The organism is Pinirhizobacter sp. (assembly GCF_035317885.1).
Lineage (GTDB): Bacteria > Pseudomonadota > Gammaproteobacteria > Xanthomonadales > Rhodanobacteraceae > Pinirhizobacter.
The window spans coordinates 1-18,537 of record NZ_DATHFX010000442.1 but is presented as its reverse complement, the minus strand read 5'-3'; the positions used below and the strand labels follow the sequence as shown (position 1 = coordinate 18,537).

General features: G+C 66.1%; 22 protein-coding genes. 8 read left to right on the top strand and 14 right to left on the bottom strand.

Annotated elements, in window-relative coordinates; all coding sequences use genetic code 11:
* The 9 genes from VK519_RS14580 to VK519_RS14540 all read right to left on the bottom strand — a co-directional run.
* The coding region (locus VK519_RS14580) for an RNase adapter RapZ (protein WP_324350923.1) at positions 1-476 on the bottom strand (476 nt) is incomplete at its 3' end.
* A gap of 4 nt (positions 477-480) precedes the next feature.
* Entirely contained in the window at positions 481-1,431 is a 951-nt protein-coding gene (gene hprK, locus VK519_RS14575) for an HPr(Ser) kinase/phosphatase (protein WP_324350921.1), read from the bottom strand.
* Positions 1,432-1,490: 59 nt separating this feature from the next.
* The gene (gene hpf / locus VK519_RS14570; protein ID WP_324350919.1) at positions 1,491-1,811 is read right to left on the bottom strand and encodes a ribosome hibernation-promoting factor, HPF/YfiA family; all 321 of its coding nucleotides are present in this window, start codon (positions 1,809-1,811) and stop codon (positions 1,491-1,493) included.
* Positions 1,812-1,940: 129 nt separating this feature from the next.
* The gene (locus VK519_RS14565) at positions 1,941-3,419 is read right to left on the bottom strand and encodes an RNA polymerase factor sigma-54 (protein WP_324350917.1); all 1,479 of its coding nucleotides are present in this window, start codon (positions 3,417-3,419) and stop codon (positions 1,941-1,943) included.
* 96 nt (positions 3,420-3,515) lie between these two features.
* Positions 3,516-4,235 carry an LPS export ABC transporter ATP-binding protein gene (gene lptB / locus VK519_RS14560; protein WP_250625203.1) on the bottom strand — a complete coding sequence of 240 codons (720 nt, stop codon included), beginning with the start codon at positions 4,233-4,235 and terminating at the stop codon, positions 3,516-3,518.
* A 3-nt stretch (positions 4,236-4,238) separates the two neighbouring features.
* Complete coding sequence (lptA, locus tag VK519_RS14555) at positions 4,239-4,853, bottom strand: lipopolysaccharide transport periplasmic protein LptA (protein WP_324350914.1); 615 nt, start codon at positions 4,851-4,853, stop codon at positions 4,239-4,241.
* Between the two features lie 28 nt (positions 4,854-4,881).
* Positions 4,882-5,484 carry an LPS export ABC transporter periplasmic protein LptC gene (gene lptC / locus VK519_RS14550; RefSeq protein WP_324350912.1) on the bottom strand — a complete coding sequence of 201 codons (603 nt, stop codon included), beginning with the start codon at positions 5,482-5,484 and terminating at the stop codon, positions 4,882-4,884.
* Positions 5,481-6,029 carry a KdsC family phosphatase gene (locus VK519_RS14545; RefSeq protein WP_324350910.1) on the bottom strand — a complete coding sequence of 183 codons (549 nt, stop codon included), beginning with the start codon at positions 6,027-6,029 and terminating at the stop codon, positions 5,481-5,483. The genes lptC and VK519_RS14545 overlap by 4 nt, the downstream gene beginning before the upstream one ends.
* A 29-nt stretch (positions 6,030-6,058) precedes the next feature.
* On the bottom strand, positions 6,059-7,069 hold the full coding sequence (locus VK519_RS14540) for a KpsF/GutQ family sugar-phosphate isomerase (protein ID WP_324350909.1): 1,011 nt from the start codon (positions 7,067-7,069) through the stop codon (positions 6,059-6,061).
* A 174-nt stretch (positions 7,070-7,243) separates the two neighbouring features.
* Between VK519_RS14540 and VK519_RS14535 the strand changes: the two genes are divergently transcribed.
* Together VK519_RS14535 and murA are read left to right on the top strand one after the other, a co-directional pair.
* Positions 7,244-7,486, top strand: coding sequence for a BolA family protein (locus VK519_RS14535; protein WP_324350908.1), 243 nt, complete (start codon positions 7,244-7,246; stop codon positions 7,484-7,486).
* Between the two features lie 45 nt (positions 7,487-7,531).
* Positions 7,532-8,791 (top strand): UDP-N-acetylglucosamine 1-carboxyvinyltransferase, encoded by a 1,260-nt coding sequence (murA, locus tag VK519_RS14530; RefSeq protein ID WP_324350906.1) that lies wholly within the window; start codon positions 7,532-7,534, stop codon positions 8,789-8,791.
* Between the two features lie 24 nt (positions 8,792-8,815).
* Here the strand turns inward: murA and VK519_RS14525 are convergent, their stop codons facing one another.
* Genes VK519_RS14525 through purM form a run of 3 tightly spaced genes read right to left on the bottom strand, consistent with a single transcriptional unit; the run spans position 8,816 to position 11,262 of the window.
* Complete coding sequence (locus VK519_RS14525) at positions 8,816-9,520, bottom strand: DUF3108 domain-containing protein (protein WP_324350905.1); 705 nt, start codon at positions 9,518-9,520, stop codon at positions 8,816-8,818.
* Between the two features lie 31 nt (positions 9,521-9,551).
* Complete coding sequence (gene purN / locus VK519_RS14520; protein WP_324350904.1) at positions 9,552-10,220, bottom strand: phosphoribosylglycinamide formyltransferase; 669 nt, start codon at positions 10,218-10,220, stop codon at positions 9,552-9,554.
* Positions 10,221-10,224: 4 nt separating this feature from the next.
* Entirely contained in the window at positions 10,225-11,262 is a 1,038-nt protein-coding gene (purM, locus tag VK519_RS14515) for a phosphoribosylformylglycinamidine cyclo-ligase (protein ID WP_324350902.1), read from the bottom strand.
* Between the two features lie 119 nt (positions 11,263-11,381).
* Between purM and VK519_RS14510 the strand changes: the two genes are divergently transcribed.
* The 3 genes from VK519_RS14510 to hda all read left to right on the top strand — a co-directional run bounded on the left by VK519_RS14510 (position 11,382) and on the right by hda (position 14,258).
* Complete coding sequence (locus VK519_RS14510; RefSeq protein WP_324350901.1) at positions 11,382-12,356, top strand: DUF8605 domain-containing protein; 975 nt, start codon at positions 11,382-11,384, stop codon at positions 12,354-12,356.
* Between the two features lie 70 nt (positions 12,357-12,426).
* A complete protein-coding gene (locus VK519_RS14505; RefSeq protein WP_324350899.1) occupies positions 12,427-13,566 on the top strand; it encodes an AI-2E family transporter in 1,140 nt (379 codons plus the stop codon).
* Positions 13,563-14,258, top strand: coding sequence for a DnaA regulatory inactivator Hda (gene hda / locus VK519_RS14500; RefSeq protein WP_324350897.1), 696 nt, complete (start codon positions 13,563-13,565; stop codon positions 14,256-14,258). The genes VK519_RS14505 and hda overlap by 4 nt, the downstream gene beginning before the upstream one ends.
* Before the next feature lie 11 nt (positions 14,259-14,269).
* Here hda and VK519_RS14495 read toward each other — a convergent pair whose 3' ends face one another.
* Complete coding sequence (locus tag VK519_RS14495; protein ID WP_324350895.1) at positions 14,270-15,073, bottom strand: inositol monophosphatase family protein; 804 nt, start codon at positions 15,071-15,073, stop codon at positions 14,270-14,272.
* Positions 15,074-15,193: 120 nt separating this feature from the next.
* Here VK519_RS14495 and VK519_RS14490 point away from each other — a divergent pair, with 120 nt between their 5' ends.
* Positions 15,194-15,961: an RNA methyltransferase gene (locus tag VK519_RS14490; protein WP_324350893.1), complete on the top strand. Its 768-nt coding sequence runs from the start codon at positions 15,194-15,196 to the stop codon at positions 15,959-15,961.
* Here the strand turns inward: VK519_RS14490 and VK519_RS14485 are convergent.
* A complete protein-coding gene (locus tag VK519_RS14485; RefSeq protein WP_324350925.1) occupies positions 15,958-17,283 on the bottom strand; it encodes a hemolysin family protein in 1,326 nt (441 codons plus the stop codon). The two genes, VK519_RS14490 and VK519_RS14485, sit on opposite strands and share 4 nt — an antisense overlap.
* Before the next feature lie 147 nt (positions 17,284-17,430).
* Between VK519_RS14485 and VK519_RS14480 the strand changes: the two genes are divergently transcribed.
* Complete coding sequence (locus VK519_RS14480) at positions 17,431-18,060, top strand: DUF47 domain-containing protein (protein ID WP_324350891.1); 630 nt, start codon at positions 17,431-17,433, stop codon at positions 18,058-18,060.
* 49 nt (positions 18,061-18,109) lie between these two features.
* A partial coding sequence (locus tag VK519_RS14475; protein ID WP_324350890.1) for an inorganic phosphate transporter occupies positions 18,110-18,537 on the top strand: 428 nt, incomplete at its 3' end.

Below are 18,537 nucleotides of genomic sequence, written 5' to 3'. Positions count from 1 at the left end.
TGGTGGACGTTCAAATCGCTCGAGTCGAGCACGCGTTCGGCGATCGCGGACAATGGGCGCAGCAGCTTGCGTTCGCGCGCAATGGCGTCGGCCAGCGACAGGCCCTCAGACGAAAGCGGATGGCGGCGGCGTGTTTCGGAGTAGCGCTTGATCAGTACGTCGTCGCGGCTGTCCAGGAAGATCAGGTGCACTTCGACACCCGTGGCGGCGATGTCGGACAGCACGCTGGGCATGCGCGAAAGGTCCGCCTCGCGGTTGCGCACGTCCACGCCCACCGCGATGTGGGTTTGCGGCCCGTGTTCGCCCTGGCTCACCGCGGCCACCAGCTGCGGGATGAGCGCTGCGGGGAGGTTGTCCACGCAGTAGAACTCGAGGTCTTCAAGGGCACGCAGGGCGACCGTCTTGCCACCGCCGGACATGCCGGTGAGCACCACCAGGCGGATGGATTTGGGATCGATGATGTTGGGCGGCGTCATGCGTTCACCACGGCGGCAGGCGGCGCATCTGGTGCGCCTGCCGGTCCATGAAGGTCTGTGCCGGGTCGATGCCCTTGCTCTTGAGCGCCTGGCTGCGTACGGCGGCCTCGACCAGCACGGAAAGGTTGCGGCCGGGCGCCACGGGGATGGTGATCATCGGCACGTCGACATCCAGGATGTTGCGGCGGCCGACATCGCCGGTGATACGCGTCATGGCGTCGGTGTCCTCGCCTTCGCGCAGCGGCTTCAGGTGGATCACCAGGCGCAGGTACTTCGACGGTTTCACCGAGGTGTGACCGAACATCTCGCGCACGTTCAGCACGCCCAGGCCGCGTACCTCCAGCAGATCCTGCAGCAACTCAGGGCAGGCGCCGTCGATGACGTCGGGGGCGATCAGGGTGAACTCGGTGGCGTCGTCCGCCACCAGGCGGTGGCCGCGGCTGATCAGTTCGAGCGCAAGCTCGCTCTTGCCGGAGCCTGATTCGCCGGTGATCAGCACGCCGATGGAAAACACTTCCAGGAACACGCCGTGCAGCGTGACGCGCGGTGCCAGCGTGCGGGCCAGATGGTATTGCAGGTAGGTCAGCAGTTCATGCCCGCGTTTGGAGCTGAGCCAGAGCGGGGTATCGGTTTCCTCGGCCATCTCGCGCAGGTCTGCCGGGACGGGTTGTTCCTTGGTGACGATGAGCGCGGCGGGACGGTAGGCGGCGATCTTCTGGATGGCTTCCCAGCGCTGGCGCGAATCGCGCCCGTCGAGGTAATTGAGTTCCTCGGTGCCGATGATCTGCACCTTGTTGGGGTAGATCACATTGAGGTAGCCCACCAGCGACGGGCGACGGCTGACCGATTGACCGTGTTCGAGCACGCGCCCTTCGCCGCGCAGACCGGCGATCCAGCGCATGCCCATGCGCTCGTGGGTGCTATCGAAGAGTTGTCGGGCGGTCAGCCGGTCCAAGCGTGGGGTATCCCCGGGTAAGCAGGCCTCATTGTGCCATGCGCCCGGGGTGCCCGGGGTCAGACGTGGTTCATTTCCCGCGCTTCGCGCTGGTGGTGGTCGCTTTGCTTTTCCTTGTGCTTGCGCAGCTGTGCGACCAGTTTTTCAGTCATGGTGTCGATCGAGGCGTACATGTCCGGTTCCACGGCCTGGGCGTGCAGGCGGTTGCCGGACACAAGCAGGGTACCTTCGGCCTTCTTTTCCGCATCGTCGACGCAGAGGACGACATTGAGGCCCGTGATGTTTTCGTAAAGGCGTTCCAGGCGGTCGAGCTTGGATTCGACATGGGTACGCAGGGCATCGGTGATGTCGATATGGTGGCCGCTAAGCTGAAGTTGCATGGTTTCTCGCCTCCTGTTGCTGCGGATCCGGCCTGGTTTCTATCGGCCGGTGAACGGCGGTGCCGCTATCTTCAAACACTTCTCTTAAGGATTGGGACGGATTGGGCAGGCTCAAGTTCCCTTGGGTGATCAACTGGCGCGGACGCGGTCGGACGAACTGGGAATCCGCATGCCTTCGCGGTATTTGGCCACCGTACGGCGCGCTACCTGAATACCGCGTCGATGCAGGTCTTCGGCCAGGGCCTGGTCGGAAAGCGGCTTGCGCGGGTCTTCGCCGGCGATGAGCTTGCGCAACATGGCCTGGATCGCGGTGGCCGAGGCGCTGCCGCCATCCTCGGTGGCAACGCCCGATGAAAAGAAATGCTTCAGCTCGAACGTGCCCCGCGGCGTGTGCAGGTACTTGCGGGTGGTGACGCGGGAGATGGTGGACTCGTGCATGCCTACTTCCTCGGCCACTTCGCGCAGCACCAGCGGGTGCATGGCCTCGGGGCCATAGTCGAGGAAGGCACTTTGCCGGCGGACGATCACCTCGGCAACCTTTTGAAGTGTCTCGGCGCGCGACTGCAGGCTCTTGAGCAGCCAGCGCGCTTCCTGCAGCTGGCCCTTCATCCAGGTGGCGTCCTCGCCGCGGGCGCGGGCGATCAGGTTGCAGTAGTGCTGGTTGAGTCCCAGGCGCGGCTGGCAATCGGGATTGAGCGACACCAGCCAGCGGCCGTTCTCGCGCCGTGCGTAGGCGTCGGGGGCGACGTATTCGACGGGTGTCGCGTCCAGCGCCGCGCCGGGCCGCGGATCGAGCGATCGGATCAGGCCCAGGGCCCCGGCAACGTCTGCTTCGTCGCAGCGCAGCTTGCGCGCCAGCTTGCCCGAGTCGTTGCGGGCGACCAGTTCCAGCTCGAACTCCACGATGCGCAGGGCGACGTCGCGGAAGGCGGTTTCGGGGGCGAACTGGCGCAGTTGCATCGACAGGCAGTCGCGCAGATCCAGGCTTGCAACGCCCGTAGGGTCGAAATGCTGCAGGCGCTTGCGCACGGCTTCGATTTCGGCCGCGTCGGCATGGAAGTCGTTGGGCAGGGCGGCGGCGACCGCGTCGATGCCCTCGTGCAGGTAGCCGTCCTCGTCCAGCGCGTGGATGATCGCCGTGGCGATGGCATGGTCGCGCGGCGTGAATTGCGAGAGATTCAGCTGCCAGGACAGGTGTTCGGTAAGGCTCGGCGCCGAGGCGTTCTGCGGTTCGAAACCGTCGTCGTCCTCGCCCTGGTTGTTGCGGCTGCCGCCGGAGGAATAGTCCCCCACCTCGCCATGGCGAGGCTCCGATTCCCAGTCACCGTGGGTGTCGTCGACGTCGGGCGGCGACTCCACCGTTTCCTTCTCGGCGGCGGCCTTGGGCGCGGCATCGATGAAGCGGTCGGACTCGAACTCCTCGTCCGGTTCTGAAGCTTCGGCAGGTTCGGCGTCTTCCTCGAATTCAAGCAGCGGATTTCCCTCGGCGATCTGCCGAAGTTCGGCCTCGAGCTCCAGCTGCGACAGCTGGAGCAGGCGGATGGCCTGCTGCAACTGGGGCGTCAGCGTGAGCTGTTGGTTGAGGCGAAACTGGAGTCCGGGTTTCATGCCTGCCATGGTCGCCTTGGTCACTGCCATCCTAGCGCGTCGGCATAAGGCCGGCCAGCAGGCCCTTTGGCCAGATAGGCGGGTCCGGCACCGGCGCTAGAGGCGGAATTCACGGCCCAGGTAGACCTCGCGGACCTTCTCGTCGGCGAGGATGTGGGCCGGGGTGCCGCGGGAAAGCACCTCGCCGTCGTTCATGATGTAGGCGCGGTCACATATGCCCAGGGTCTCGCGCACATTGTGATCGGTGATCAGTACGCCGATGCCGCGGTCCTTCAAGTGCCGCACGATGCGCTGGATCTCACCGACGGAAATCGGGTCGACGCCTGCGAAGGGTTCGTCCAGCAGCATGTAGCGCGGTTTGGCGGCCAGCGCACGGGCGATCTCCACCCGGCGGCGTTCGCCGCCAGACAGGCTGATGCCCTTCTGGTCGGCGATGTGGCTTATCTTCAATTCATCGAGCAGGCCTTCGAGCTCCTGCATCTGCTGCTTCTGGCTGAGGTTCTCGCGCAGCTCCAGCACCGCCAGGATGTTGTCGGTGACCGAAAGGCGGCGGAATACCGAGGCTTCCTGGGGCAGGTAGCCGATGCCCAGTTTTGCCCGCGAGTGCATGGGCAGGGCGGTGATGTCCTGTTTGTCTAGCTTGATGGAGCCGGCATCGGCCTCGATCAGCCCGACCACCATGTAGAAGCAGGTGGTTTTGCCGGCGCCGTTGGGGCCAAGCAGGCCCACGACCTCGCCCTCGCGGATGGAAAATGCGAAATCCCGCACCACCTGGCGCGCGCGGAAACTCTTTTGCAGGCCCTGGGCTGAAAGCATCGGTCAGGGCTTGGCGGCTGTGGAAGCGGCCGCGGGTGCCGAGGCGGTCTTGGCCACGGGTGCGGCCTTGGCCACGGCGGGCGCCTTCGGCGCGGCCTTTGGCGTTGGCGTGCAGTTGGGCACCGACTGCGGGCGTGGCGGCGCCGGCTGGCCGTCTGCCCCCTTGGGCTTGGGCAGGAACTGCATGGTAACCAGGCTGGTGTCGCCGCTCTGCCCGGTCATGTTGCTGGTGTCGGTGTGGTAGACGAGCTTGTCACCGTTGGATTCGCCGCGACCCTGCTGCTTGACCCACGCATTGGTGGTGAGGGTGACAACGTTTTTTTCCACCACGTAATCGATGTTCAGGGCATGGCCGTCGACGTTGTTGCAGTTGTCATCGATCTCGTGGAAGGTGGCCGGCTTGCCATCGACCACAGCACGCACTATCTGGTTGTCGGCGTCCAGGTAGAGGTGTGCGACATCGCCAGTGACCTTCAACGTGCCCTGGGTCATCACCACCTTGCCCGTGTAGATCATTACGCCGTTCGCTCCCTGGGTGCCATCGAAGGTCTGGCCCTGGGCATTGATCTGTTCATTGCGGTCGCTTTGCCTTGCGCTGGCGCCCGTGGCGGTGAGCATGCATGACAGTCCGAGCGCCAGGAGCAGCCTACGGCGTGCGCTTTTTTGGCATGAACGAGCTGTGGACGTCATCGAGGAGCTCCAGGTGCTTGGAATCGAGGTTGGCCCGCATGCCAACGCCCTTCATTGTAGAGGTTCCCTGCACGATCGTGGCGGGGGCGTCGGTGGCCAGGCGGTTCTCCTTGGGCCAGGAAGTGACCTCGGAGGTATCCATCTGGGTGGCGGCCGTGGTGCCGAAGGCATTCCGGTGCATGTGCACCTCGCCCTGGAGCTTCAGGATATCGCCACCGGAGTCCACCCAACCGTACTGGGAGTGGCCCGTCCAGTCGGGGGTGTCCGCTTCCTTGGGCGGCATGCGGAAGTCGGGGGAGATCAGGTACAGGGCGTCATCGCCCTCGCGGCGATCGAGCCGGGGCGCATGCAGGCGGAAGCTGAAGGCACCATCTTCGTTCCAGGAATCGAGGATGAAGTTGTGCAGCACGTAGCCCGATCGGGGCGGGCCGACGAAGTCGGACACCTTGGCCTGGGGCTGGATGTACCACGACACCAGGGTCGCGGTGAGTGCCGCCACGGTGAGCGCAACGACGGCAACCGGGACTTTCCGGTCGCGCAGGTACAGGCGCAGGTTCAAAGCCAGCGTTCCAGTTCGGCGTCGGCCTTGCCCTGGGCGGCCAGGATCAGGTCGCAGGCTTCGCGGGCGGCGCCATGGCCGCCGGCGCGGCGTGTCACGTAGTGCGCGTGCTCGGCCACCGTCGGGTGTGCGTCGGCCACCGCCACGGCCAGGCCCACGATGCGCATCGGGGCGAGGTCGGGCAGGTCGTCGCCAACAAAAGCGGCCTCGTCGGGTGTGAGCCCCAGCGCGTCGATGATTTCCAGTACGCAGGCCCGTTTGTCCTGCTGGCCCTGGTAGAGGTGTTCGATGCCCAGTTCCTCGGCACGCAGCGTGACCGGGTGGCTGATCCGCGCGGTAACGATGGCCACCTGCACCCCGTTTTCGTGCAGGCGTTTCAGGCCCAGGCCGTCGTGCACGTGGAAGACCTTGGTTTCATGGCCGTCCTCGCCCACGAAGAGGCCGCCGTCGGTAAGGGTGCCGTCCACGTCGAAGACGGCCAGCCGGATGCGGGCGGCACGGGCGCGGATGTCGGCGTCCAGGTCACTGAAGTGGCGGTAGGGCATGGCGGGGCCGGGCGGGAGCGGGAAGCGAATCAGACCACGCGGGCCCGGAGCAGATCATGAATGTTCAGCGCGCCGACCACCTTGTGGGATTCGTCGATCACCAGCAACGCATGGATCTGGTGTTTTTCCATCAGCTGGGCCGCCTCGATGGCGAGCTTGTCGGCGCCGATGGTCTTCGGGCCGCGGGTCATGAGTTCGGCCACCGTGGCATTGCGCAGGTCCACGGCGTGGTCGTCCAAGGCACGGCGCAGGTCGCCGTCTGTGAACACGCCCAGCAGGTGGCCGGCATCATCGACCACGGCCGTCATGCCAAGCTGCTTGTGGGTCATTTCCATCAGCGCCTGGGTGACCGAGGCACCCGGCGGCACACGGGGCACGGCATCATCTTTGTGCATGATATCGGCGATATGCAGCAGCAGCCGGCGGCCAAGGCTCCCGGCCGGGTGCGAGCGGGCGAAATCGTCGGAGGTGAAGCCACGGGCCTCGAGCAGGGCCACGGCCAGCGCATCGCCCACCACCAGGGCCGCCGTGGTGCTGGCGGTGGGTGCCAGCCCCAGCGGGCAGGCCTCCACGGGAATGCTCACGTCGAGATTGAGGTCCGCTTCCCGGCCCAGCGACGACCGCACGTTTCCCGTCATGGCGATCAGCGGGATGCCCTGGCGTTTCAACACAGGCAGGATGAAGAGCAGTTCGTCCGTCTCGCCGGAGTACGAGATGGCGATGACGATATCCTGCGGCTGGATCATGCCCAGGTCGCCGTGGCTGGCTTCGCCGGGGTGTACGAAGAATGCAGGCGTGCCGGTGGACGCCAGGGTGGCGGCGATCTTCCGGGCGATATGGCCGGATTTGCCCATCCCCGAGCACACCACGCGTCCTTCGCACTTCAGGATCAACTGGCAGGCAGCGACGAAGTCGCCATCGATCCGCGGCTCGAGCAACCGGATGGCCTCCGCCTCGATGCCGATCACGCGCCGGGCACTGGTGACCAGGGCAATGGGGTCCACGGCAGCGGGGGCGGGCGGAGCGATGCGAGCGTTCATGCGGGCCTATGCGTGGGGTGCTGTCGTTTCTGCGCCACAGGTTTTCCATTACCATGGCCTATTGTCATTCTATCCTCTTTGTCATCGCCGGGTTGCGGCCCCCTTGGGACGCCCCGCATCCGGGCCCATCCGGGCCCGGAGCCGCGATAGACCACCCTATTGGTTAAGGAATTTATGGACGCGGCCTCCATCCAGGCTCTGATCGAACAAGGGCTGCCCGGCGCCAGCGTGAGCGTGCGGGGCGACGACGGCGTGCATTTCGAGGCCGACGTCGTAGCCAGCCAGTTCACAGGCAAATTGCCCCTGGCCCGCCACCGCATGGTCTACGCCACCTTGGGCGAGCTCATGGGCGGTGCCATCCATGCGCTGGCGCTCAAGACGCTTACCCCCGAAGAGCGATCCGCGCGCGGCCCTTAGAGCTTGCGGCGCCCACCTCCTCACGTCCCCCCTTTCGAGTTCCCCATGGCCAAGATCCTTATCACCGGCGGCGAGCCGCTCAATGGCGAAGTCGGCATTTCCGGCGCCAAGAACGCTGTCCTGCCGATTCTTGCTTCCTGCCTGCTGGCCGACGAGCCGGTAAGCATCGGCAACGTGCCGCACCTGCACGACGTCACCACGTTCATTGAGCTGCTCGGCCAGATGGGCACCCGGCTGGTGCTGGACGACCGCATGAAGATGCACGTCGATCCGCGTTCGACCAGCAGTACGTGCGCGCCCTATGACCTGGTCAAGACGATGCGCGCGTCGATCCTGGTGCTCGGCCCCCTGGTGGCGCGTTTCGGCCACGCCGAAGTGTCGTTGCCCGGCGGTTGCGCGATCGGTTCACGCCCGGTGGACCAGCACATCCGCGGCCTGCAGGCGCTGGGCGCCGAAGTCACCGTGGAAGCCGGCTTCATCCGCGCCACCGCCAAGCGCCTGAAGGGCGCCCGGGTGGTGATGGACATGGTCACCGTCACCGGCACCGAGAACATCATGATGGCCGCCGCGCTCGCCGACGGCACCACCATCATCGAGAACGCGGCGATGGAGCCGGAAGTCGTCGACCTCGCCAACTGCCTGATCGCCATGGGCGCCGACATCGAAGGCGCCGGAACGCCGATCGTGACCATCCACGGCGTCGAGCGCCTGCACGGTTGCCATTACGAAGTGCTGCCCGACCGCATCGAGACAGGTACTTTCCTGGTCGGCGCCGCGATCACGGGCGGCAAGGTGCGTTGCCGCAATGCCCGCGCCGACACCCTGGATTTCGTCCTGGCCAAGCTCGAGGATGCCGGCGCCCACATCAACACCGGCGATGACTGGATCGAACTGGACATGCGCGGCCGGAAGCCCAAGGCAGTGAACATCACCACCGCGCCGTACCCGGCATTTCCCACCGACATGCAGGCGCAGTTCACCGCGCTCAACTGCGTGGCCGAGGGCGTGGGTGTCATCACCGAAACGGTGTTCGAAAACCGCTTCATGCATGCGCACGAACTGCAGCGCCTGGGCGCCGATATCCGCCTGGAAGGCAACACGGCCATCATCAAGGGCGTGGGCAAGATGAGCGGTGCGCCGATCATGGCGACCGACCTTCGCGCCAGCGCCTGCCTGGTGCTGGCGGGCCTGGTGGCCGAGGGCGATACCACGGTCGACCGCGTGTACCACATCGACCGCGGCTACGAGAACATCGAGGAAAAGCTCGGCGTGCTCGGCGCGAAGATCCGCCGCCTGCCGAACTAACCTGGGTAACTTCCGCGCGCAGGTTTACTGCGCGCGGTAGGACACCAGCAGCAGCGTGAGGTCCTGGTCGCCCTGGGTCATTTTCACCGGCACCGCGTACTTCGACGGTGCATACCAGGCGGTAAGGCCGCGGTTGGCGTCGGTACGGGCCATCTTCACGGTGTCGAAACTGCCTGCGGGCACCTGCACCTTTTCCTTGCCCGTCACCTTGTACTGCTGGTTCTCGACATTCGATTTCACTGCCACCGGCAAGGTGATTTCCTGTTTGCCCGCCTGCAGGGCCAGGCCTAAGGCAAGGCTCGCCAGGTTCCGTTCCACCATGCCCGGGACGGCGGCGAAGGTGTAGTTCTTCTTGCCGTCATCGACCGTCGCCTGCTTGCTGGCCCAGTCCACTTTCAGGTGGCGTTCCTTGGTTTTGATCGAGGCGTCCAGGCGGTAGTCGTAGCTCACCGATTCCGGTGCGCCGCCGGCCCAGCGGAACGTGGACACTTCGCTGGTATTGGCCGCGACCATGGCAGCGAGGCCGGCTGTGCCCTTCGATGCCGTACTGAAAGCGAACTGGCCGTTCCCGGCAGGTTTGAGCATGACGGTTGCTTCACCCAGCGGTGCGCCGCCCTGGAGCACCTGGTACTGCGCGGTAAAGGCGTGCGGGGTGGCGGCGCTGGAAGCCGGCGCGTGGGCGGCAAATCCGAGGGCTACGGCGGCGGCGAGCAGGGTCGTTTTGGTCATGGGGCGAAAGTCTACGTCAGGCGCCTGAACCTCAGATGGCAGCGCCCAGCCTTCCGTTGCCGTCCAGCGTCAAGGGCGTGTCGATGGCCCGGCCGTCGAACGTGGGGTTACCCCCGTTCCAGGCGATCCGGCCGGCGGCGATGGCGCCGACCACGGCGGGCAGCAGGCGGTGTTCGTGCACCAGCAGGCGTGCGGCCAGGGTCGCTTCGGTATCGCCCGGACCGATGGCGATGCGTGCCTGTGCCAGTACCGGGCCGCCGTCGAGTTCGGCGGTGACGAAGTGCACGCTCGCACCATGCTCGGCGTCGCCCGCGGCCAGCGCCTGGGCGTGGGTGTGTAGCCCGCGGTAGAGCGGCAGCAGGGAAGGGTGCACGTTCACCGCGCGGCCTGCCCAGGACACCAGTACCGACGGATCGATGATGCGCATGTAACCGGCCAATACCAGGAGGTCCGAATCGCTGGCGGCGAGGGCATCGAAGAGCGCGTCGTCGAAGGATCGACGGTCGGGGTAGTCGCCGGGGCGCAGCGCCACCGTGGGCACGCCGGCCTTGCCGGCCACGGTGAGCGCAGCGCAGTTGGGCTTGTCGCTGGCGACCAGGACGACCTTGCCGGCGATGCGTCCGTCGGCGCAGGCGCCGAGGAGTGCCGCAAGGTTGCTGCCGCGCCCGGATACCAGCGCGGCAATGCGCAGCGCGGGCATGGGTTCAGGCGATCCGGACGCGCTCGTCGCCGCTTGCGCGGACGACCTCGCCGATCGGCCAGCTGGCCAGGCCGTGGGCGGCCAGGATGCGCGTGGCGTCGGCCACCGCGTCGGGTGCCAACAGCACCGTGAAGCCGATGCCGCAGTTGAACGTGCGCCACATCTCCTGTTTCGCCACGTTGCCCTCGCGCTGCAGCCAGTCGAACACCGGCGGCAAGGTCCAGGCACTGGACTGAAGCGCGATACCAAGGCCGTCGGGTACGACACGGATGATGTTTTCGGTGAGACCGCCGCCGGTGATGTGGGCCATGCCGTGCACCGGGGAGTCGCGGTGAAGCTGCAGCATGGCCTTGACGTAAATGGTGGTGGGCGCCATCAGCGCGTCGCCCAGCGTGGTAGGCCCAAGTTTGTCGCCCAGCGGGCTGCCGGCCCGGGCCAGGATGCGGCGGATCAGCGAGTAGCCGTTCGAATGCGGCCCCGACGAAGCCACGCCCAGCACGACGTCGCCGGCAACGATGGCGCTACCGTCGACCATGCGTGATTTCTCCACCGCGCCCACGGTGAAACCGGCCAGGTCGTATTCGCCGGGCGGATACATGTCCGGCATCTCGGCGGTCTCGCCGCCGATCAGCGCGCATCCGGCCAGCTCGCAGCCCCGGGCTATGCCGCCGACCACGGCCACGGTGGTCTCGACATCGAGCTTGCCAGTGGCGAAGTAGTCGAGGAAGAACAGCGGCTCGGCGCCCTGTACCAGCACGTCGTTGACGCACATGCCCACCAGGTCGATGCCAATGGTGTCGTGGCGGTTCAGTTCCTGGGCGAGCTTGAGCTTGGTGCCCACGCCGTCAGTGCCCGAAACCAGCACCGGTTCGGCATATTTCCCCGACAGGTCGAACAAACCACCGAAGCCCCCCAGGCCGCCCATCACCTCGGGACGGAAGGTTTTCTTCACCAGCGGCTTGATCCGCTCCACCACCGCGTTGCCCGCGTCGATGTCCACGCCGGCGGCACGATAGGTGAGCGATTCGTTCTCGGAGGACATGGGGCGGGTCTTGGCGGCTGGGAAACAGCCGATTGTACCCGCAAAGCAGGCCCCTCATTAGACGAAAGGGGCCCCATTGGGCACACTTGCCCCCTCGAAGGATCATCGTGAGGCCCGCCATGCGCACCCGTTGGATCGTCCTGCTGCTGGCCCTGCTGGTGGTCCCGGCGTTTGCCCAGAATTCCCCCTATGCCGTGACGGTTCCGGTGAACGACACGGCGGCGGCCAGTCGCGACGATGCCATCGCCGCGGCGCTCACCCAGGTGCTCACCCGCGCCAATGGCGGCCAGGATCCGCGCGCCAAGCCCGGCTATGCCGATGCCATGAAGCAGCCCGGCGCCCTGGTTCAGCAGTACCAGTACAAGAAGGGCCAGCCAGGCTCCGCTCCGCTGATGCTGGAAGTGAGCTTTGATCCGGCAGCCATCCGGCGTGCCTCGGGCGCCGCCGACCCCACGGCCGGCGGCACGGCCAACACCTTGCTTGTGATCGTGCGCAACGGGCAGGGCCAGCTGATGGCCCCCGATGCGCTTGCCCCCTTGGCGCAGGCAGCACAGGCACGCGGCTACCAGACGGTATTTCCGTCCTCCGACGGCCTGCCGTCGGCTTCGTCGGTAAGTTCGGCCGATCCGTCCACGATTGCCGCGCTTACTGCCAGGTATCACACCGGGCTGATCCTGCAGGGCCGGATAGACCAGGGCAATGCCGACTGGACCATGATCACCGGCGGCAAGGCGCAGGCCTGGCAGGACAGCGGCGAAGCCGATGATGCCGTGCTTGCCAACGGCGCCAATGGTGCCGGCGACCGCATCGACCGGCAGCTGGGGGCCAATTCTTCCATCGGCAATGCGGCCAGTGTCTGGGTATCGGGGGTGAAGTCGGCCACCGATTTCGCCGCCCTGATGGGCGCCTTGCACGAGGACCCCTCGATCCGCTCCGCGGTGCCCGCCCAAGCCAACGGCGATGGCGTATTGCTGCAGGTGAAGGGCAATGGATCGTTGCGCGCACTGGCTTCGGGCGTGGGCGCTTCCGGGCACCTTTTGGTAGCCCAGGGCAGCCATGATGGCGCCACGGTCAACCTGCGCTGGATCCCGTGAGGGTCCTGCGCGCCACCCTCACGGGCCTTCCCCGACGATGCAACCACCTAACCAAGGCCATCCTCCGCCGATGCTGACCCCCGACGTTTCACGCCGCTGGCAGATGCTGGCGCTCGTCGCCGTGATCGGTTTCCTGGTCTGGCTGCTGGCGCCCGTGCTGATGCCCTTCGCCATCGCGGCGATGCTTGCCTACCTGGGCGACCCGCTGGCTGATCGCCTGCAGCGCCTTGGCATGGGCCGCACCATGGCGGTGAGCATCGTCTTCAGCGTGATCGTGCTGGTCACCGTCGGCGCGCTGTTGCTGCTGGTGCCGTTGATCCAGCGCCAGGTGGCCAGTGTCTACGACAACGTGCCCACCTACGTGGAGTGGGGCCGCAACGTGGCGCTGCCGTGGCTGCAGGCCAAGTTGCACCTTGACCCGGGCACTTTCGACAGCGACCGCATCATCGCCGCGGTGAAGGAGCACATCGGCTCGGTGAGTTCCATGGTGGCCTCGGCGGTGGCACGCGTGTCCCGCTCGGGCATGAGCATCGTCATCTGGATGACCAACCTGGTGCTGATCCCGGTGGTGGCCTTCTACCTGTTGCGCGACTGGGACACCATGGTGGCGCACATCGCGCGTCTGTTGCCCCGTTCGGTGGAACCCACCGCCGTGCGCCTGGCGCGCGAATCGGACCAGGTGCTCGGTGCCTTCGTGCGGGGCCAGCTGCTGGTGATGCTCGCCCTTGGGGTGTTCTACGGCATCGCGTTGAGCATCGCGGGTCTTTCCGTCGGCCCCCTGATCGGCATGGTTGCAGGCCTGCTGAGCTTCGTCCCGTACCTGGGCTTCATGATCGGTTTCGGCGCCAGCCTGATCGCCGTCCTGGTGCAGTACGGCGACTGGACGCATGTGCTGATCGTCTGCGGTGTTTTCGTGGTGGGCCAGTTGCTCGAAGGCTATGTCCTGGTGCCGCGCCTGGTGGGCGGGAAGATCGGCTTGCATCCGGTGGCCGTGATCTTCGCCGTGCTGGCCGGTGGACACCTGTTCGGTTTCCTCGGCGTGCTGCTGGCGCTCCCGGCAGCCTCGGTGGCGGTGGTAGTGATGCGTTACCTGCTCGAGCGTTACCGCCACAGCGAGCTCTACACCGAACACGCCACGGTTGAGCAATTGCGGGAGGACGAAGAAGGCACATTGCCGCCGCCCGAGCCGCCGGACAACCCCTCGCCATGATCGCGCAGCTGCCCCTGGCGCTGCGCTGGCCGCGGCGGCAACGGTTCGACCAGTTCCATCCCGGCGCGGCCAACGCGGCGGCGCTGGCGATCGTCGAAAGTGCAGCCACTGGCGGGCATGGATGCGTGTACGTGGCGGGCCCTGCCGGCAGCGGCAAGACGCACCTTCTGATCGCTGCCTGCCAGGCCGCGACGGATGCAGGACTGTCGGCGCAGTACCTGAGCCTGCGCCACGTCCGCGGGGCTCGATCCGACGCGATCGCCGGCGTTGGCGGTAGCCACTTGCTGGCACTGGATGATGTGGACCTTGTCGCCGGCGATGCGGACGCCGAGCTTGCCCTGTTCGCCACCTACAACCGCTACCTCGATGCCGGTGGCGTGTTGCTGCTGGCCGCCGAGGCGCTGCCCGTGGCGCTGCCGGTGCAATTGCCGGACCTGCGTTCCCGGCTGGGCGCCTGCACGCAGGCTCGCCTGGTGGCACTGGATGATGCCGAGCGCCGTCATGTGTTGCAGGCCCAGGCGCGCCATCGTGGCATCGTCCTGGATGACGCCGTACTGGACTGGATGTTTGCCCGCTACCCGCGGGACCTTGGGGCATTGCTGGATCTTCTTGACCGCGTCGACCGCGCCTCGCTGGCGGCGCAGAGGCGGGTGACCATTCCGTTCCTTCGATCGTTGCTGCGCGAAGGGTGATGCCCTAGGCGCTAGGCCCGCAGCATCGTGGGCGTGGCGTGGGCGCCGATCACCGGCGTCATGGCCTGGACGATCTTGTGGTTGCCGGCGATCAGGTTGCCGGATTCGGGCATGCCATCGCGTCCGGAGAAATCGCAGTAGATACCCCCGGCTTCGCGCACCAGCAGGCAGCCGGCAGCCATGTCCCAGGGTTTCAGGCCCAACTCGAAATAGCCGTCCAGACGGCCGGCGGCAACGTAGGCCAGGTCCAGTGCGGCGGAGCCTGAGCGGCGAATGTCCTCGGCATCTTTAAGCAGGGCTTGGGTCATGCCCAGCTGGGCTTCAAGGTGGGTGCGCTGGCGGTAGGGGAAGCCGGTGCCGATCATGGCGCCGGTGATTTCCTCGCGCTTGGACACGCGCATGCGGCGATCGTTGAGGTAGGCGCCGTCGCCCTTGCTGGCGGTATAGAGCTCATCGCGCAAGGGATCGAAGATCACGCCATACACGGGCTCGCCGCGTTCGACCAGGGCGATGGATACGCAGAAATGCGGGATGCCGCGCAGGTAGTTGTGGGTGCCGTCGAGCGGGTCGATCACCCAGGTCAGGGGGCCCTTGCCCTGCAAGCCCGATTCCTCACCCAGGAAAGCATGGGTGGGATAGGCGCGCTTCAACTCCTTGATGACCTCGGCCTCGGCCAGGCGGTCGACCTCGGAGGCGAAGTCCATGCGGTCTTTCTCGACGACGTTCAGGCCCTCGATGCGATTCATGTAGCGCAGGAGGATGTTTCCTGCGGAGCGCGCGGCGCGCGCCGCGACATTGACGGCGGGTCTTGGCATGGCTGGTCGACTTCGAAAGAGCGGGGCGGCGCCAGGGCCGCATGACCGGGCATTCTAACAGCGTCGGTTCCGCAGGTGCCATGTAAACTCGGCCGTTGCCCGCCATACCAAGCCCCGTCGATGGACATTGCCGCCCTGAACCCCCTGTTCCGTTATGTCCTGGTGCGTACCTCGCATCCGGGCAATATCGGCTCGGCCGCACGGGCCATCCGTACCATGGGCTTCACGCGGCTGGAGTTGATCGCGCCCCACCGCTTCCCCGACGACGAGGCCACGGCGATGGCCGCCGGCGCCGACGAGGTGCTGGCTGGGGCGGGTATCCACACCGATCTGGTGGGGGGCCTGGCCGGCGCTACCCTGGTACTGGGCCTCTCTGCACGCCGTCGCGGCGTGACCTTGCCCGAACTCGATCCGAGGCAAGCGGCCGCCCAGGCCGTGGCCGCTGCTTGCCGTGGCGAGCAGGTGGCATGGGTGTTCGGCAACGAGCGCACGGGCCTGGAAAACGATGAGCTCGCCCGGTGCCACGCCATGGTGCGCATCCCCAGCGTGGACGATTTCAGCTCGCTCAACCTGTCGCAGGCGGTGCAGGTGGCGGCCTATGAAACCCGCATGGCGCAGCTTGCGGGAGCCGGTGGCGGACAGGCCGTGCCGTCGAACGACGAACCGCCGGCTGACGCCGAGCAGTTGGAACGTTTCTTCGAACACCTGGCCCAGACCCTGGACGACATCGAATTCCATAAGGGCCGGCAGCCGGAAACCATCCTCCTGCGCCTGCGCAAGTTGTTCCTGCGGGCGCGCCCGGACCTTCGGGAATTGCGCGTGATGCACGGCATCTTCGCCGACGCGCAACGGATGGCAAGCCTGGCGAAGAAAAACAGCGGCGGTTAGCCGGTGCCGTCGTCCTCGCCGTCGGTCTTGGCCGCGGGCACCACCAAAACCTTGTCGATGCGGGCACCATCGAGGTCGAGCACTTCGAAATCGTGGCCTTCCCAGCTGAAGCGTTCGCCTACCGCCGGGATGTGGCCAAACTGCGCCACCATCATGCCGCCGACCGTGCGGTACTCGTGTTCGGCCTCGTGGGGCAGGGCATGGGCCTGCAACAACTCGCGAAGGTCGTCGGCCGGCAGCGCGCCGTCCACCAGGTAGCTGCCGTCGGCGCGGCGCACGATGGGGCCTGCGACGTCGTCGTTGTTTTCGCTGGGCGCGGTGGCGCCGACCACGGCCGCCAGCAGGTTGTTGATGGTGACCATGCCCTCGATGTCGCCGTATTCATCCACCACCAGTGCCATCGAGGTGCCCGCTTCGCGGAAGGCATCCATCAGGTCGAGCGCGCGCGCCGTAGCTGGCACGAACAGCGGCTTGACCATGTCGGTGAAGATGTCCTGCTGCCCAATGGATACATGGTGCAACAGGCGCTTGACCTCCACCACGCCCACCACGTCGCTTTCGTCGCCGCGATAGACCGGATACCGGGAATACGGTGTCTGCCGCATCACCTGGATGTTTTCTTCGCGCGGGGCTGCAATGTCGAGCCAGGCGATGCGCTTGCGCGGGGTCATCACGCCGTCCACGGTGCGATCCCCCAGGCGAAGCACGCGGCTGACCATGTTCCGCTCGTCGGCATCGAGCACGCCCTGTTCGGCGCTCTCGGCCACCAGCATGCGAATCTCTTCTTCGCTGGCGGCGCTGCGTGAAATGCGATGCAGGCCGAAGACACGCAGGATCAACGTGCTGGCGTGGTTCACCAGCCAGACGAACGGCAGGCAGATCCGCGAGAGCACCAGCATCGGGATGGCGATGGCGCAGGCTACTTTTTCAGGCGCGGCCAGTGCGGCGCGCTTGGGCACCAGCTCGCCGATCACGATCTGCATGAAGGCGCTGAGCCCGAAGCCGGCCAACCAGCCCAGCACGCGCGCGTAGGGAGCAAGCCACCCGGGCTGGCCGTTATGCAGCAGGGCAGTGAAGTGCTCGCCCAGCGCGTCGCCGGCGGCGGCGCCGGTGGCAAGGATCACCAGGGTAATGCCGACCTGCACCGTGGACAGGAAGCGTTCGGGTGACTCGGCAAGCTTGACCGCTACGCGGGCACGACGACTGTCGCGTGCCATCTGCTTCAGGCGGCTCTTGCGCGAGGCAACGATCGCCATCTCGGAGAGGGCGAAGAAGCCATTGACCATGGCCAGGACGAAGACGACGAATATTTCGCTGAGCATTGCTCGACTTTGCACGAGGCAAGGCCAACCAGTGTAGCGCCCAAGCAAGCTTGCGGATGTGCCGCCTGGGTACCTTGCCAAATGCCCGGGTCCTGTAACATTGCTGACTTATTGCCTTCACATATCCTGTCTTCAAGGCGTAAGTACATGTTTTCACTGCAAACGATGTTCGGCAAGGGCGACAGGTTCTACGGCCTTCTGGAAGAGAGCGCCGAGGCTGCCCGGGAGAGTGCCCGTGCCATGCACGAGCTGGTTACCCGATCCGACCGCGCCCCGGTGATGGCCGCCTTCAGCACGGCCCGCGCCCGCGAGAAAGCCCTGCACCGACAGATCGGCGAGGAACTGGTCAATACCTTCGTCACCGCGCTCGACCGCGAGGATATAGAAGCCCTCAATTCCGCCCTCTACAAGATTCCCAAGTCGATCGACAAATTCGCCGAGCGCTATGTGATCGTGGCCGACCGCCTGCACGGCATCGATTTCGATCAGCGCGCGGCGCTTCTGGAACAGTCAGCCTCGGTGGTGGTGCAGATGATCGGCGAGCTCCGCAAGGGGCTGAAGATCGACCGGGTGAAGAAACTGCGCGATAGCCTGAACGCGCTCGAGTCCGAAGCCGACCGCCTGCTGCTTGAGCCCTACCGCACGCTCTACGCCGAGGGCTCGGACCCATTGCGGGTGATGCTGGCCAAGGATCTCTTCGAACTCTTCGAAAAAGCCGTGGACAAGTGCCGTGACGTCGGCAACGTCGTCTATTCGATTGTCTTGAAGAATTCCTGAGGGACGACACGGTGCCTACGAACGTCCTCCATGCTGCCCGGGTGCGCGCATGAGCCTTGGCATGTTGCTGGCGGTGGTGCTGATCGCCCTGGCCTTCACTTATATCAACGGTTTCCACGATACGGCCAACTCGATCGCCACGGTGGTGGCGACCAAGGTGCTTACGCCAGGACAGGCGGTGGTGCTGGCCGCGGTCACCAATCTTGCCGGTGCGATGTGGGGTACCGCGGTGGCCGCCACCATCGCCGCCGGGCTGATCAACACAGGCGTGCTGGATGTCGGCCCGGAACTGCTGATCTGCGGATTGCTCGGCGCCACGCTATGGAACCTGCTGACCTGGTGGCTGGGCCTGCCGTCCAGTTCCAGCCACGCCCTGGTGGGCGGGCTTTGCGGTGCGGCGCTGGCGGCGTCGTCCAATGACATCCATTCGATCATCTGGCTGGAGCCCGGTCCGCACTGGTGGCTCGGCAAGGGTGT

Coding starts and splice junctions, on each gene's coding strand:
- hpf (WP_324350919.1), bottom strand. CDS start 1,811: ATGCAACTTCAGCTTAGCGGCCACCATATCGACATCACCGATGCCCTG.
- VK519_RS14565 (WP_324350917.1), bottom strand. CDS start 3,419: ATGAAACCCGGACTCCAGTTTCGCCTCAACCAACAGCTCACGCTGACG.
- lptB (WP_250625203.1), bottom strand. CDS start 4,235: ATGCTTTCAGCCCAGGGCCTGCAAAAGAGTTTCCGCGCGCGCCAGGTG.
- lptA (WP_324350914.1), bottom strand. CDS start 4,853: ATGCTCACCGCCACGGGCGCCAGCGCAAGGCAAAGCGACCGCAATGAA.
- VK519_RS14545 (WP_324350910.1), bottom strand. CDS start 6,029: ATGCCCTACCGCCACTTCAGTGACCTGGACGCCGACATCCGCGCCCGT.
- VK519_RS14540 (WP_324350909.1), bottom strand. CDS start 7,069: ATGAACGCTCGCATCGCTCCGCCCGCCCCCGCTGCCGTGGACCCCATT.
- VK519_RS14535 (WP_324350908.1), top strand. CDS start 7,244: ATGGACGCGGCCTCCATCCAGGCTCTGATCGAACAAGGGCTGCCCGGC.
- murA (WP_324350906.1), top strand. CDS start 7,532: ATGGCCAAGATCCTTATCACCGGCGGCGAGCCGCTCAATGGCGAAGTC.
- VK519_RS14525 (WP_324350905.1), bottom strand. CDS start 9,520: ATGACCAAAACGACCCTGCTCGCCGCCGCCGTAGCCCTCGGATTTGCC.
- purN (WP_324350904.1), bottom strand. CDS start 10,220: ATGCCCGCGCTGCGCATTGCCGCGCTGGTATCCGGGCGCGGCAGCAAC.
- purM (WP_324350902.1), bottom strand. CDS start 11,262: ATGTCCTCCGAGAACGAATCGCTCACCTATCGTGCCGCCGGCGTGGAC.
- VK519_RS14510 (WP_324350901.1), top strand. CDS start 11,382: ATGCGCACCCGTTGGATCGTCCTGCTGCTGGCCCTGCTGGTGGTCCCG.
- VK519_RS14505 (WP_324350899.1), top strand. CDS start 12,427: ATGCTGACCCCCGACGTTTCACGCCGCTGGCAGATGCTGGCGCTCGTC.
- hda (WP_324350897.1), top strand. CDS start 13,563: ATGATCGCGCAGCTGCCCCTGGCGCTGCGCTGGCCGCGGCGGCAACGG.
- VK519_RS14495 (WP_324350895.1), bottom strand. CDS start 15,073: ATGCCAAGACCCGCCGTCAATGTCGCGGCGCGCGCCGCGCGCTCCGCA.
- VK519_RS14490 (WP_324350893.1), top strand. CDS start 15,194: ATGGACATTGCCGCCCTGAACCCCCTGTTCCGTTATGTCCTGGTGCGT.
- VK519_RS14485 (WP_324350925.1), bottom strand. CDS start 17,283: ATGCTCAGCGAAATATTCGTCGTCTTCGTCCTGGCCATGGTCAATGGC.
- VK519_RS14480 (WP_324350891.1), top strand. CDS start 17,431: ATGTTTTCACTGCAAACGATGTTCGGCAAGGGCGACAGGTTCTACGGC.